Source organism: Streptomyces sp. NBC_01363, from assembly GCF_026340595.1.
Lineage (GTDB): Bacteria > Actinomycetota > Actinomycetes > Streptomycetales > Streptomycetaceae > Streptomyces.
Map to the genome: position 1 here is coordinate 512,896 of NZ_JAPEPF010000002.1, position 14,269 is coordinate 527,164.

At 71.8% G+C, this 14,269-nt stretch carries 9 protein-coding genes and 2 pseudogenes; all 11 read left to right on the forward strand.

Annotated features, from left to right (window positions below):
- Positions 1-97 precede the first annotated feature (97 nt).
- The 11 genes and pseudogenes from OG611_RS30410 (at position 98) to OG611_RS30455 (ending at position 14,220) form a co-directional block, all read left to right on the forward strand.
- Positions 98-2,491, forward strand: coding sequence for an ATP/GTP-binding protein (locus OG611_RS30410; protein WP_266427414.1), 2,394 nt, complete (start codon positions 98-100; stop codon positions 2,489-2,491).
- Positions 2,492-2,615: 124 nt separating this feature from the next.
- Positions 2,616-4,193, forward strand: a complete 1,578-nt coding sequence (locus tag OG611_RS30415; RefSeq protein WP_266427416.1) for a PucR family transcriptional regulator — start codon at positions 2,616-2,618, stop codon at positions 4,191-4,193.
- Between the two features lie 150 nt (positions 4,194-4,343).
- Positions 4,344-5,789, forward strand: a complete 1,446-nt coding sequence (locus OG611_RS30420) for an aldehyde dehydrogenase family protein (RefSeq protein ID WP_266427419.1) — start codon at positions 4,344-4,346, stop codon at positions 5,787-5,789.
- A gap of 304 nt (positions 5,790-6,093) precedes the next feature.
- On the forward strand, positions 6,094-8,040 hold the full coding sequence (locus tag OG611_RS30425; protein ID WP_266427422.1) for an acyl-CoA dehydrogenase family protein: 1,947 nt from the start codon (positions 6,094-6,096) through the stop codon (positions 8,038-8,040).
- Positions 8,041-8,118: 78 nt separating this feature from the next.
- Positions 8,119-8,190, forward strand: a pseudogene (locus tag OG611_RS40960) (hypothetical protein); the annotation flags it as partial.
- A 61-nt stretch (positions 8,191-8,251) separates the two neighbouring features.
- Positions 8,252-8,575, forward strand: a pseudogene (locus OG611_RS30430) (3-phosphoshikimate 1-carboxyvinyltransferase); the annotation flags it as partial.
- A 69-nt stretch (positions 8,576-8,644) separates the two neighbouring features.
- Positions 8,645-9,898: a 1-deoxy-D-xylulose-5-phosphate reductoisomerase gene (dxr, locus tag OG611_RS30435; RefSeq protein WP_266427424.1), complete on the forward strand. Its 1,254-nt coding sequence runs from the start codon at positions 8,645-8,647 to the stop codon at positions 9,896-9,898.
- On the forward strand, positions 9,895-11,205 hold the full coding sequence (locus OG611_RS30440) for an RIP metalloprotease (RefSeq protein ID WP_266427426.1): 1,311 nt from the start codon (positions 9,895-9,897) through the stop codon (positions 11,203-11,205). The genes dxr and OG611_RS30440 overlap by 4 nt, the downstream gene beginning before the upstream one ends.
- 180 nt (positions 11,206-11,385) lie before the next feature.
- On the forward strand, positions 11,386-12,540 hold the full coding sequence (gene ispG / locus OG611_RS30445) for a flavodoxin-dependent (E)-4-hydroxy-3-methylbut-2-enyl-diphosphate synthase (protein WP_266431324.1): 1,155 nt from the start codon (positions 11,386-11,388) through the stop codon (positions 12,538-12,540).
- 200 nt (positions 12,541-12,740) lie between these two features.
- Positions 12,741-13,586, forward strand: coding sequence for a GNAT family N-acetyltransferase (locus OG611_RS30450; protein WP_266427428.1), 846 nt, complete (start codon positions 12,741-12,743; stop codon positions 13,584-13,586).
- A 64-nt stretch (positions 13,587-13,650) separates the two neighbouring features.
- Complete coding sequence (locus tag OG611_RS30455; RefSeq protein WP_266427430.1) at positions 13,651-14,220, forward strand: GNAT family N-acetyltransferase; 570 nt, start codon at positions 13,651-13,653, stop codon at positions 14,218-14,220.
- Positions 14,221-14,269 lie beyond the last annotated feature (49 nt).

Sequence of the window (14,269 nt, forward strand, 5' to 3'; positions counted from 1 at the left end):
GCGTCCGACGGGGTGGTACGGGGCACTAGATTGATGGCTTCGGGCGCCCGCGCCCGAAGTTACCGGTCGGCGCTGGTCAGGGGACGAGGGACAGCACATGGACACCGAGGGCACGTACGACGCACGCGGCACCCGCTCCGGTCATCCGGTGCCGCGCCCGGCCGGCCCTCCCCCTCCCGAATTGCCGCCGAGGCCCGGATACGCCCCCGCCTCCGGGCCCTCCCTCGGCGACTGGCTCCGCATCCCGAGGCCCGCGGCGGAGCCGGGCGTCTGGCGGTTCGGCCACGCACCCCGGCCGGCCGAGGAGAAGGAACGCACCCCGGACCGCACGCTGGTGAGCGGCGCGGTGATCTCGCTGCTGGCCTGCGTCCTGCTCTGGTCGCTCTGGCGCAACAACTACATCCCGTACTGGCGGGTCCCGCTGAAGCTCTTCACCCCCGGCGACTGGTGGGGGCCGTTCGGGGACCAGCCGCAGACCCGGGGCGCGGTCCGCGCGCTCGACATCTACCGGCTGCTGATCATCGGGGGGCTCGTCTACGGATTCGGCCGCCTCGGCAACTGGCCCGCCGCCTTCGAGCGGTGCGTCGCCGCCAGGGGAGCCGCCGCACGGGCGGTCGGCGCCGCGGTCTGCGCGCTGCTGGTGTGGACCCTCGTCTGGAACGGGACCGTGCCGGGGATGGGGCTGGCCTTCGGCCTCGTGCCGGACGGCTGGCTGGGCCGCGACCGCACCCAGTCCACGCTGATCAGCTACGGGCTGTACGCCCTGCTCATCCTGGTGATCGTGTGGCCGTTCGGCAGGCTCGGGCGCTGGGCCGAGCTGTGGCGCCGCGGCCGCTCAGAGCGGCCGGCCCCCGGCCGGGACGGCCGCGACCCGGAGAAGCCGCACACGCCCGACGGCGCGGACGCCGTCGTCGAGGGCGGCGAGGACGACCCCGCCGAATGGCCCGACCTGCGCGCCGCCGGAGAGCCGCAGGCCGCCGCCGCGCTCGCCGGGGAGACCCGGTCCGGGCGGATGAACGATGTCGACCACGTCCGGATCCGCCGTGCCTGGACCTCCGTACGCGCCGACCGCTCCCGCCTCCCCGCCTTCACCGAGAACGTGCGCCGCGACGGCTCCGCCGCCTGCGCCCACCCCTCCGGCGCACGCGACCTCCCGGTCCGCGCCGCCCGGCACGACCTGCTCGTCCAGCAGGTCAGGCTGGGCGCCGTCGAGGCGGGCGAGCGCAACCCGTACGCCCGCCGCGGCAGCGGCATCGCCCTGGACCCCGGGCTGCTGGGTACCTCCCTGCTCGCCGTCGGCCCGCCGGGCGCGGGCAAGAGCCGGGCACTGGTCCGGCCGGTCGTCGAATCCCTCGCGTTGCAGGCGCTCACCGGGCAGGCCGCCGTCGTCGCCGTGTGCGCCGCGGGCACCCAGCTCGGCGGCGACCAGGGGTTCGACGTCGTCGTCAAGATCGGCGACCCGTCGTCCGTGCACGACCTCGACCTGTACGGCGGCACCACCGACCCCGACGAGGCCGCGACCGTGCTCGCCGACGGCCTGGTCGGTGACCTCCCCGAGGTCGACGGCAGGCGCGCCGTGACCGCGCTCGCCCAGCTCCTCGGCCCCTTCCGGGTGGCCCACGGCCGGTTCCCCTCCGTGCCCGAGCTGCGCGAACTCCTGGACGGTGTACCCACTGCCCTCGCCGCGCTGCGGGAGGCGCTCGACGACACCGGGCACTCCGGGATGCGGCGCGAGCTCGACGGCCGCGCCCGCCAGGCCGGTGCGCCCGGCGATCCGGGTCCGGCGCTCGCCGACCGGGTGGCACTGCTGGACCGGCCCGCGTTCGCCGAGTTCTTCGACACCACCGGCAGGACCCGGCCCTTCTCGCCGCGCGCCCTGGAACATCCGCTGAGGGTCCGCATCGACCTGCCCGAGCGCGGCCACGCCGAGGCCTCCCGGGTGCTGGCACGGCTGGTCCTCGCCCAGTTCACCGCGAGCGCCGCGGCCCGTACCGACCGTTCCCTCTTCGCCTGTCTCGTCCTCGACGACGCGACCGGCACCCTGACCCCCGACACCGTCCGCGGCGTCCAGCGGCTGCGCTCGGCGCACGCCGGGGCCGTACTCACCCTGCGTACGCTCGACGACGTGCCGGAGAGCCTGCACACGGCGCTGCTGGGCGCGGTCGGCTGCCGGATGGCGTTCTCCGGGATCACCACCTGGGACGGGAAGAAATTCGCCGAGGCATGGGGCACCGAGTGGGTCGAGACCCGCGACGTCACCCAGCGCACCGTCTTCGCCGACCAGCCGATGACCCGGGCCATCCACGCCTTCCGAAAACTCGTCACCGGCAAGGCGGTCACCACGGACGCGGTGACCGTGCGCCAGGTCGAGCGGGAGCGCTGGTCGGCCTCCGAACTGGCCCACCGGGTGCCGGCCGGGCACGCGGTACTGTCCCTGACGACCGTGCGGGGGGAGCACGCGCCGCCCCTGCTGGTGGATCTGAACGGCTGAGCGGCGCGGGGTGCGGCCCGCGGCGCCGGGCATGGTCATGCCGGACCCCGCCAGCCTGGCAGAATTGGCAGGAGTCGTTCATACGGGACGGCGAAAACCGACTCCCCGAGGTCCCGCGGTCCCCATGCCCCTCACTCTCGCCTCGCTCGTCCAGCGTTCGGCGCTCAGACTCACCGTGCGCGCGGGGGCGGACCGGCTCGACGCGCCAGTGCGCTGGGCGCACGCCAGCGAGCTGACCGACCCCGTTCCGTACATGGAGGGCGGCGAGTTCCTGCTCGTCACCGCCACCAACCTCGACGCGGAGAACCCCGAGGCGATGCGGCGGTACGTGCGGCGGCTGGCCGGAGCCGGAGTCGTCGGCCTGGGCTTCGCCGTCGGCGTCCACTACGACGAGGTGCCGCAGGCGCTGATCGACGCGGCCGAGGAAGCGGGGCTGCCGCTCCTCGAAGTGCCGCGCCGCACCCCGTTCATCGCCATCGCCAAGGCCGTGTCCTCGGTGATCGCGGAGGACCAGTACCGGGCCGTGACGGCCGGGTTCGAGGTCCAGCGGGAGCTGACCAGGGCCGCACTCGCGGGTGACGGTCCCGGCGAACTGCTCACCCGGCTCGCCGCGCACCTCGACGGCTGGGCCGCGCTGTACGACGCGGCCGGCCAGGTCGTCGCCGCGGCCCCCGAATGGGCCGCCCGGCGCGCCGCCCGACTCACCCCCGACGTGGAACGGCTGCGGGACCGCGCGGCCCCGGCCAGCGTCGTCGTCGGCGACACCGACGACCGGGTCGAGCTCCAGTCCCTGGGCACCGGCCGCCGGGTCAGGGGAGCGCTGGCCGTCGGCACCGGCGCGGCACTCGGCACCGCCGAGCGGTACGCCGTGCACTCCGCCGTCGCCCTGCTGACCCTGACCACCGCACGCTCCCGGTCCCTCCAGGGCGCCGAACAGCGCCTCGGCGCGGCGGTGCTGCGCATGCTGCTCGCCGGCCAACCGGACCACGCCAGGGCCGTCGCCGGGGACCTGTACGGGGGGCTGCTCGACGCCCCGTTCCGGCTGCTCATCGCGGAGGCGTCCGACCCCGCCACCCCCGCGTCGCTCGGTGAGGCGATGGAGGCGGCGGCCCTGCGGTCCGGCGAGACCCTGCTGACCGTCCCCGAGGGCGACCGGCTCGTCGTCCTCGCCGCGGACGGCGGAGCGGCGGTCGCGGCGTGCGCGGCCTACGCGGAGGCCCAGGAGGCGAGGACGCCCGCCGAAGGGACGAAGGCGGAGGAGGGCCAGGTGGTCGTGGGCCTCTCCGCGCCGGCCGGCCCGATCGCCGTCTCCGCCGCGTACAAGCAGGCCGAGCAGGCCCTGTCGGTGGCCCGCCGCCGGGGCAGGGCGCTGGTCGAGCACGAGGAGCTGGCGGCCGGTTCGGTGCTCCCGCTGCTCGCGGACGACGCGGTACGGGCCTTCGCCGACGGAATGCTCCGCGCCCTGCACGAACACGACGCCAAGGGCCGCGGCGACCTCGTGGCCTCACTGCGGGCCTGGCTCGCCCACCACGGCCAGTGGGACGCGGCCGCGGCGGACCTGGGAGTGCACCGCCACACCCTGCGCTACCGGATGCGCCGGGTGGAGGAGATCCTGGGCCGCTCGCTGGACGATCCCGATGTCCGGATGGAGCTGTGGCTGGCGCTGAAGGCCACGAGCGCCCCGCCGACCCCCGAGCCGTAGCGGCCCGGCGGAGCCGTGTGTTCCGTCCGCATCCGACAAACCGGCGCGTCCCCGGTACGCACTGCTCCACCCCGGACAAACGCCAGGGCGGCCCTGCGGCCCTACGGTGGGGGCAAGACACCCCCACCGCTCCGAAGGGCCGGAACCTCCATGACTTCCACCCACGCCTTCTGGCTCGCCGGCCGCCAGGCCACCGGCGAGGACAGCTTCGACGTCACCAACCCCTGGGACGGCCGTCTCGTGGGCACCGTGAGCGTGCCGACCGACGCCCAGATCGAGGAGGCCGTCGCGGCCGCGCACGCCGTGCGCGAGGAGTTCGCCGCGACCCCGGCGCACGTCCGGGCCGCCGCACTCGACCACGTCGTACGGCGTCTGGTGGAGCGCACCGAGGAGATCGCCCAGCTGATCTCCGCCGAGAACGGCAAGCCCATCAAGTGGGCCCGCGGCGAGGTCGGCCGCGCCGTCTCCGTGTTCCGGTTCGCCTCGGAGGAAGCCCGCCGCTTCAACGGCGGCGACGCCCAGCGCCTGGACACCGACGCCGGCGGCACCGGCCGTCTCGGCCTGACCCGGCGCTTCCCGCGCGGCACGGTCCTCGGTATCGCGCCGTTCAACTTCCCGCTGAACCTGAGCGCCCACAAGGTGGCCCCGGCCATCGCCGTCGGCGCCCCGATCATCCTGAAGCCCGCCCCGGCCACCCCGATCTCCTCGCTGATCCTGGGCGAGCTGCTGGCCGAGACCGACCTGCCGGCCGGTTCGTGGTCCGTGCTGACGGTCCCCAACGACCGGATGCCCGCCCTGGTCCAGGACGAGCGCCTGCCCGTGATCTCCTTCACCGGTTCCGGCCCCGTCGGCTACTCGATCCTGGAGTCGGTGCCGCGCAAGCACTGCACCCTGGAGCTCGGCGGCAACGGTGCCGCGGTCGTCCTCGGCGACTACGCCTCCGACCAGGACCTGGACTGGGCCGCGACCCGTATCGCGACCTTCTCCAACTACCAGGGCGGCCAGTCCTGCATCTCCGTGCAGCGGGTCATCGCGGACGCCTCGGTCTACGACCGGCTGCTCCCGAAGATCGTCGCGGCCGTCGAGGCCCAGGTCACCGGCGACCCGTCGGACGCCACCACCGATGTCGGCCCGCTGGTCAGCGAGGACGCCGCCAAGCGCGTCGAGTCCTGGGTCGACGAGGCCGTGCAGGCCGGCGCCCAGCTGCTCACCGGCGGCAAGCGGGACGGCGCCACCTACGCGCCGACCGTGCTCGCGGAGCTCCCGGACAACGTCACCCTCTCCTGCGAGGAGGTCTTCGGACCGGTGCTGTCCGTGCAGAAGGTGGACGGCGAGGCCGAGGCCTTCGAGGCCGTCAACTCCTCCAAGTACGGCCTGCAGGCAGGCGTGTTCACCCACGACCTGCAGACGGCCTTCCGCGCCCACCGCGCCCTCGAGGTCGGCGGCGTGATCATCGGCGACGTCCCCTCCTACCGCGCGGACCAGATGCCGTACGGCGGCGCCAAGCAGTCCGGCGTCGGCCGCGAGGGTGTCCGCTACGCCATGGACGACTACACCTACGAGCGCGTACTGGTCCTCACCGGCCTCGCCCTGTAGTCCGCGAACAGGATCGAACCGATCCACCGACGTCGCCTGTGTTCCGCCTGGACAGCACGACAGCAGGCGACAGCGAGATGGCCTGAACCCACTGTGCGGGGGTTCAGGCCATCTCCGTCTTCCCGCCCGGCCGCCACCGCGGGCGGGTCAGTGGAGTGGCTCCCGACCCGATCGGCTCCGGAGGGATGGCGGGCGTGTCGGGAATCGGGTACATACGGACGAGTAGAGCCGGTTGGTACCGATGGGCGCACCCCACGCGGACCGGCCGCGTCCCCCACCCACAACGCGGCGAGGTGAGCTCCTCATGTCCGCACCATCCGCACCGAAGAACACGCCCAGGGTCACCGAGCGTGAAGCGCGCCAAGTGGCCGAGGCCGCGCGCGAACAGGACTGGCACAAGCCGAGCTTCGCCAAGGAACTCTTCCTCGGGCGCTTCCGGCTCGACCTGATCCATCCGCATCCGCTGCCGCCCGCCGACGACGTGCGGCGCGGCGAGGCGTTCCTCGCCCGGCTGCGCGAGTTCTGCGAGACGAGGATCGACGGCGCCCTGATCGAGCGCGAGGCGAGAATCCCCGACGAGGTGATCGGCGGCCTCAAGGAGCTCGGCGCGCTAGGGATGAAGATCGACCCGAGGTACGGCGGTCTCGGCCTGACCCAGGTCTACTACAACAAGGCCCTCGCCCTGGTCGGCTCCGTGAGCCCGGCCATCGGCGCGCTGCTCTCCGCCCACCAGTCCATCGGTGTGCCGCAGCCGCTGAAACTCTTCGGCAGCCAGGAGCAGAAGGACACCTTCCTGCCCCGGCTGGCCCGTACCGACATCTCGGCGTTCCTCCTCACCGAACCGGACGTCGGCTCCGACCCGGCCCGGCTCGCCACCTCGGCCGTCCCGGAAGGGCCGGACTACGTCCTCGACGGGGTGAAGCTCTGGACGACCAACGGCGTCGTCGCCGATCTGCTCGTCGTGATGGCCCGCGTACCGAAGTCGGAAGGGCACAAGGGCGGCATCACGGCCTTCGTCGTCGAGGCGGATTCCCCGGGCATCACCGTCGAGAACCGCAACGCCTTCATGGGCCTGCGCGGCCTGGAGAACGGCGTCACCCGCTTCCACCGGGTCCGGGTCCCGGCCGCGAACCGCATCGGCCCCGAGGGCGCCGGGCTCAAGATCGCCCTCACCACGCTCAACACGGGACGGCTCTCGCTGCCCGCCATGTGCGTCGGCGCCGGGAAGTGGTGCCTGAAGATCGCCCGCGAGTGGTCCGCGGCCCGTGAGCAATGGGGCAGGCCGGTCGCCCGGCACGAGGCCGTCGGCGCCAAGATCTCCTTCATCGCCGCGACCACCTTCGCCCTCGAAGCGGTGGTCGACCTCTCCTCGCAGATGGCGGACGAGAACCGCAACGACATCCGCATCGAAGCGGCCCTCGCCAAGCTGTACGGCTCCGAGATGGGCTGTCTGATGGCCGACGAACTCGTCCAGATCCGGGGCGGACGCGGCTTCGAGACCGCCGAGTCCCTCGCCGCCCGCGGCGAGCGGGCCGTCGCAGCCGAACAGCTCCTGCGCGATCTGCGGATCAACCGGATCTTCGAGGGCTCGACCGAGATCATGCACCTGATGATCGCCCGGGAGGCCGTGGACGCCCATCTGAAGGTCGCCGGGGACATCATCGACCCCGACAAACGCCTCTCCGCCAAGGCGAAGGCGGGCGCGAACGCGGCCGGCTTCTACGCCCGCTGGCTCCCCAGGCTCGTCGCGGGCCCGGGGCAACTCCCGCGTACGTACGCGGAGTTCAATCCTCCCGGCCATCCCGACCTGTCCGCCCACCTGCGCTACGTCGAACGCGCCTCGCGGAAGCTCGCCCGCTCCACCTTCTACGCCATGTCGCGCTGGCAGGGCCGGATGGAGACCAAACAGGGCTTCCTCGGACGGATCGTCGACATCGGCGCGGAACTCTTCGCGATGAGCGCCGCCTGCGTACGCGCCGAACTGCTGCGCTCCTCGGACGACCACGGACGCGAGGCCTACCGGCTCGCCGACGTGTTCTGCCACCAGTCCCGCGTCCGGGTCGAGGAACTCTTCACCCGCCTGTGGTCCAACACCGACGACCTGGACCGGCGCCTGGTCGACGGCGTCCTGTCCGGCGCGTACACCTGGCTGGAGGAGGGCGTCATCGACCCGAGCGGCGAAGGACCGTGGATCGCCGACGCCACCCCGGGGCCGTCCGCCCGGGAGAACGTCCACCGGACCATCCGCTGAACCACCGGCCGGGCGGGGCACGTCCACTCGTCGGACGTGCCCCGCCCGGCCGCGCGCGGTGCGGCAGGATGGCGACCCGTGACCGTCACCCACATCCCCGGCTCCAAGTCCGTCACCGCGCGTGCCCTGTTCCTGGCCGCCGCCGCGAACGGCACCAGCACCCTCGTACGCCCCCTTCGCTCCGACGACACCGAGGGCTTCGCCGAAGGCCGCCCCCTTCGCGTCGGGGCCGGTACGCATCGAGGACGTGGGCAACACCCGGGTCAAGGAGTGCGACCGGCTGGAGGCCTGCGCCCAGAACCTCCGGCGGATGGGCATCACGGTCGTGACGGGCCGGGACTGGATCGAGATCCGGCCCGGAACCCCCCGCCCCGCCGAGATCGCCACCCACGGCGACCACCGCATCGTCATGTCGTTCGCCGTCGCCGGACTGCGGGTGCCGGGCATCACCTTCGACGACCCCGGTTGCGTACGGAAGACGTTCCCCGGATTCCACGAGGCCTTCGCCGAATTCGCGCAACCCGCCTGCCGATAGGGCTCCCGGCCACCCCGTGTGCGGGACGCACTGTCCACGCCCACAGGAGATGCGGCAACAATGGGGGGCATGAGCGACAGCCCTGCCCCCCTCGCCGACCCGCACCTCGTCTTCGACGCAGCGGAAGGCCGCCGGGATCTCGTCATCCTCGGCTCCACCGGATCCATCGGCACCCAGGCCATCGACCTGGTGCTGCGCAACCCCGACCGCTTCCGCGTCACCGCGCTCTCCGCCGCGGGCGGACGGGTCGCCCTCCTCGCCGAGCAGGCGCGGCAGCTGCGGGTGCGTACCGTGGCCGTCGCCGCACCGGACGCCGTACCGGCCCTCCGCGAGGCGCTGCGCGAGCAGTACGGGACGGGCGAGCCGCTCCCCGAGATCCTGGCAGGGCCCGACGCCGCCGCACAACTCGCGGCGAGCGACTGCCACACCGTGCTCAACGGCATCACCGGATCGATCGGACTCGCCCCGACGCTCGCCGCGCTGGAGGCGGGCCGCACGCTCGCCCTGGCCAACAAGGAGTCGCTGATCGTCGGCGGCCCGCTGGTCAAGGCGCTGGCGAAGCCCGGCCAGATCATCCCGGTCGACTCCGAACACGCCGCGCTCTTCCAGGCGCTGGGCGCCGGCACCCGCGCCGACGTGCGCAAGCTCGTCGTCACCGCCTCCGGCGGCCCCTTCCGCGGACGGACGAGGAGCGAGCTGGCGGACGTCACGCGCGAGCAGGCCCTCGCCCACCCGACCTGGGCCATGGGACCGGTCATCACGATCAACTCCGCCACCCTGGTCAACAAGGGACTGGAGGTCATCGAGGCCCATCTCCTCTACGACATCCCGTTCGACCGGATCGAGGTCGTGGTCCACCCCCAGTCGTACGTCCACTCCATGGTGGAGTTCACCGACGGCTCCACCCTCGCCCAGGCCACGCCCCCGGACATGAGGGGCCCGATCGCCATCGGTCTCGGCTGGCCCGCCCGTGTCCCGGACGCCGCTCCCGCCTTCGACTGGTCGAAGGCGTCCAGCTGGGAGTTCTTCCCCCTCGACGACGAGGCCTTCCCGTCCGTGGGACTGGCCAGGCACGTCGGCACGCTCGGCGCCACCGCACCGGCCGTCTTCAACGCCGCCAACGAGGAGTGCGTCGACGCATTCCTCGCCGGACGGCTGCCGTTCAACGGCATCATGGATACGGTCACCGCGGTGGTGGCCGAACACGGCACCCCCGCCACGGGAACTTCGCTCACGGTCGCAGACGTCCTGGAAGCGGAGACCTGGGCACGCGCCCGGGCCCGTGAACTCTCGGCGAAAGCGACAGCGGAGGCGCGCGCATGAGTATTACGACGGTCCTGTTGACGATTCTGGGCATCGTCGTCTTCGCCATCGGTCTGCTGTTCTCGATCGCCTGGCACGAGCTCGGGCACCTGTCGACCGCCAAGCTCTTCGGCATCCGTGTCCCCCAGTACATGGTCGGATTCGGACCGACGGTCTGGTCGCGGAAGAAGGGCGACACCGAGTACGGGATCAAGGCCATCCCGGCCGGCGGCTACATCCGCATGATCGGCATGTTCCCGCCGGGAGAGGACGGACGCCTGGAGGCGCGGTCCACCTCGCCCTGGCGCGGAATGATCGAGGACGCCAGGTCCGCCGCCTTCGAAGAACTCGAACCGGGTGACGAGAAGCGCCTCTTCTACACGCGCAAGCCGTGGAAGCGCGTCATCGTGATGTTCGCCGGACCGTTCATGAACCTGGTCCTCGCCGTCGCGATCTTCATCGGTGTGGCGATGACCTTCGGCTTCCAGACCCAGACCACCGAGGTGGCGGGCGTCCAGAAGTGCGTGATCGACCAGAGCGCCAACCGCGACACCTGCAAGAAGTCCGACCCGGTCTCGCCCGCGATGGAGGCGGGGCTCAAGAAGGGCGACCGGATCGTCGCCTTCGACGGGCAGAAGGTCGACGACTGGGCCACGCTCTCCGACAAGATCCGCGACACCACCGGCCCCGCCACCATCACGGTCCGGCGCGACGGCCAGGAGAAGACCCTCCACGCCGTGCTCCAGAAGAACTCGGTGGCGAAGAAGGACTCCAAGGGCGAGGTGATCCCCGGCAAATTCGTGACGGCCGGCTACCTCGGCTTCGCCGCCCAGACCGAGATCGTCCCGCTCTCCTTCGGCGACTCGGTCGTCCGCATGGGAGACATGGTCGAGAACGGCGTCGACTCGATCATCGCCCTCCCGTCCAAGATCCCGGGCCTGTGGGACGCCGCCTTCGGCGACGGCGAGCGGGCGGCGGACTCCCCGGTCGGCGTGGTCGGCGCGGCCCGGATCGGCGGCGAGGTGATGACGCTCGACGTCCCGGCGACGAACCAGATCGCGATGATGCTGTTCCTGCTTGCGGGCTTCAACCTCTCGCTGTTCCTCTTCAACATGCTGCCCCTGCTGCCGCTCGACGGCGGGCACATCGCCGGAGCGCTCTGGGAGGCCCTGCGCCGCAATGTGGCACGGGTCTTCAAGCGCCCCGACCCGGGCCCCTTCGACGTGGCCAAGCTGATGCCGGTCGCCTATGTCGTCGCCGGTGTCTTCATCTGCTTCACGCTGCTGGTGCTGGTCGCCGACATCGTGAATCCGGTCAAGATCTCCTGACCCACCGACCACCTCGTGCACCACGAGTGACGGCCCGGCACACAGCGTGTGTCCGGGTCGTCGCCTTTGTGCGGCGCTCCCGGACGCGGTGTGCTCCGGGCCGCCGCCGGTGCCGTAACCTCGAAGGCCGGAGCCCGCCGATCTCGGGACCTTGATCCACACCTTGGGGATGCTCAGCGCATGACTGCGATTTCTCTCGGAATTCCGTCCGTTCCGACCAAGCTCGCCGACCGGAGGGTCAGCCGCAAGATCCAGGTCGGGTCGGTTGCGGTGGGCGGGGACGCGCCGGTGTCGGTGCAGTCGATGACCACGACGCGTACGTCGGACGTGGGTGCGACGTTGCAGCAGATCGCGGAGCTGACGGCGTCGGGCTGTCAGATCGTGCGGGTGGCGTGTCCGACGCAGGACGACGCGGACGCGTTGGCGGTGATCGCGAGGAAGTCGCAGATCCCGGTGATCGCGGATATTCATTTCCAGCCGAAGTATGTGTTCGCGGCGATCGATGCGGGCTGTGCGGCGGTGCGGGTGAATCCGGGGAACATCAAGCAGTTCGACGACAAGGTGAAGGAGATCGCGCGGGCGGCGAACGACGCGGGGACGCCGATCCGGATCGGTGTGAACGCGGGTTCGCTGGATGCGCGGTTGCTGGCGAAGTACGGGAAGGCGACTCCCGAGGCGTTGGTGGAGTCGGCGTTGTGGGAGGCGTCGCTCTTCGAGGAGCACGGTTTCAGGGACATCAAGATCTCGGTGAAGCACAACGATCCGGTGGTGATGGTGAATGCGTACCGTCAGCTGGCGGCTCGTTGTGACTATCCGCTGCATCTGGGTGTGACGGAGGCGGGTCCGGCGTTCCAGGGGACGATCAAGTCGGCGGTGGCGTTCGGTGCGTTGCTGTCGGAGGGGATCGGGGACACGATCCGGGTGTCGTTGTCGGCGCCGCCGGTCGAGGAGATCAAGGTCGGTATCCAGATCCTGGAGTCGTTGAACCTGAGGCAGCGGCGGCTGGAGATCGTGTCGTGTCCGTCGTGCGGGCGGGCGCAGGTGGATGTGTACAAGCTGGCGGATCAGGTGTCGGCGGGTCTTGAGGGCATGGAGGTGCCGTTGCGGGTGGCCGTGATGGGCTGTGTCGTCAATGGTCCGGGTGAGGCGCGTGAGGCGGATCTGGGTGTTGCCTCGGGCAATGGCAAGGGGCAGATCTTCGTGAAGGGCGAGGTCATCAAGACGGTGCCCGAGTCGAAGATCGTCGAGACGCTGATCGAAGAGGCCATGAAGATCGCCGAGCAGATGGAGAAGGACGGCATCGCCTCGGGCGAGCCCGAGGTCTCCGTCAGCTGAACCACGACGTCGGCTGAACCACGACGACAGCTGAACCACGACTCGCGCCACAGCGCCCCGCCGGACGGACACCGACCGGCGGGGCGCCGCCGTGAGCGACCTCACGGCCACCGCGGAGCCTGTTCGCAGGCACGGGCGGCACGGATGAGCCGCTTCGGTTAAAGTGCGGAAATCAGCAGACCGTATGGTGAGGCCCCCTCGTGTTGACGCAGACCACCACCCGGGTCCTCGAACCCAGCGACCTCGGTGCCGCTCTCGCCGTCCTGGAGAGCGAGCCCGTCGCCAACGCCTTCGTGACGTCCCGGGTCCAGATCGCAGGTCTCGACCCCTGGCGCCTCGGCGGCGAGATGTGGGGCTGGTACGCCGACGGCCGACTCCGCTCGCTCTGCTACTCGGGCGCCAACCTCGTCCCCATCTGCGCCACCCCCGAGGCCGTCCGGGCCTTCGCCGACCGGGCCCGCCGGGCCGGCCGCCGCTGCTCCTCGATCGTCGGCCCCGCCGAACCCACCGCCCAGCTGTGGCGGCTGCTCGAACCCGGCTGGGGACCCGCCCGCGAAGTCCGGGCGAACCAGCCGCTGATGGTCACCGAGAGCCCGTCCGCCGACGTGACCCCCGACCCCCTGGTCCGCCGGATCCGCAAGGACGAGATGGACGTCCTGATGCCGGCCTGCGTGGCGATGTTCACCGAGGAGGTCGGCATCTCCCCGCTCGCAAGCGACGGCGGACTCCTCTACCAGGCCCGCGTCGCCGAGCTCATCGGAGCCGGCCGCTCCTTCGCCCGGATCGAGGACGGCAAGGTCCTCTTCAAGGCGGAGATCGGCGCCGCGACCCCGCAGGCCTGCCAGATCCAGGGCGTCTGGGTCGCCCCCGAACACCGCGGCCGCGGCCTCTCCGAAACCGGCATGGCCGCGGTCCTGCGCTACGCGCTGGCCGATGTCGCCCCCGTCGTCAGCCTCTACGTGAACGACTACAACACCCCCGCGCGCCGGGCCTACGCCCGGGTCGGCTTCCGGGAGACCGGCGCGTTCATGAGCGTGCTGTTCTGACCGGCCGGACACCGGCTTCACCGCCCCGTACCCCGTACCCCGCCCCGGCCAGTAGGGTCGGCGCATGGCAGCAGTTTCCGGGGGTGGCCCCCGCACTCCCAGCGTCCGGATCGGGCCGATCGAACTCGCAGCGCGCGTGGACGAGGCACTCGCCGTGCAGGCCGTCGCCTTCGGCCTGGGTCCCGAAGAGGTCGAGGTACGACGCCATATCGTCCTCAGACACCTCGACCACCCCCGCGCCCGCGCCCTCGGCGCCACCACCGCCGACGAGCGGCTCGTCGGCTTCGTCTACGGCATGCCGAACGAACGCGGCCAGTGGTGGTCCACCGTCGTCGAGCCCTACCTCCGCGCCACCGGCTGCGCGCACTGGCTCGACGACGCTTTCGTCATCACCGAACTGCACGTCCTGCCGGAGTTCCAGAACCGGGGCATCGGGCGCACGCTGATCACCACCATCACCGACGCCGCCGACCAGCCCCGCTCCATCCTCTCCGCCATCGACACGGAGAGCCCGGCACGTGGCCTGTATCGCAGTCTCGGCTACCAGGACCTGGCCCGGCAGGTGCTCTTTCCCAGCGCTCCCAAGCCGTACGCCGTGATGGGAGCCCCGCTCCCGCTGCGTCGCAAGGGCTAGAGCCTTTCGTTTGGATCATGCCGGGCTCGCGTGCCCCGGTGCCGCACCC

Coding starts and splice junctions, on each gene's coding strand:
- OG611_RS30410 (WP_266427414.1), top strand. CDS start 98: ATGGACACCGAGGGCACGTACGACGCACGCGGCACCCGCTCCGGTCAT.
- OG611_RS30415 (WP_266427416.1), top strand. CDS start 2,616: ATGCCCCTCACTCTCGCCTCGCTCGTCCAGCGTTCGGCGCTCAGACTC.
- OG611_RS30420 (WP_266427419.1), top strand. CDS start 4,344: ATGACTTCCACCCACGCCTTCTGGCTCGCCGGCCGCCAGGCCACCGGC.
- OG611_RS30425 (WP_266427422.1), top strand. CDS start 6,094: ATGTCCGCACCATCCGCACCGAAGAACACGCCCAGGGTCACCGAGCGT.
- dxr (WP_266427424.1), top strand. CDS start 8,645: ATGAGCGACAGCCCTGCCCCCCTCGCCGACCCGCACCTCGTCTTCGAC.
- OG611_RS30440 (WP_266427426.1), top strand. CDS start 9,895: ATGAGTATTACGACGGTCCTGTTGACGATTCTGGGCATCGTCGTCTTC.
- ispG (WP_266431324.1), top strand. CDS start 11,386: ATGACTGCGATTTCTCTCGGAATTCCGTCCGTTCCGACCAAGCTCGCC.
- OG611_RS30455 (WP_266427430.1), top strand. CDS start 13,651: ATGGCAGCAGTTTCCGGGGGTGGCCCCCGCACTCCCAGCGTCCGGATC.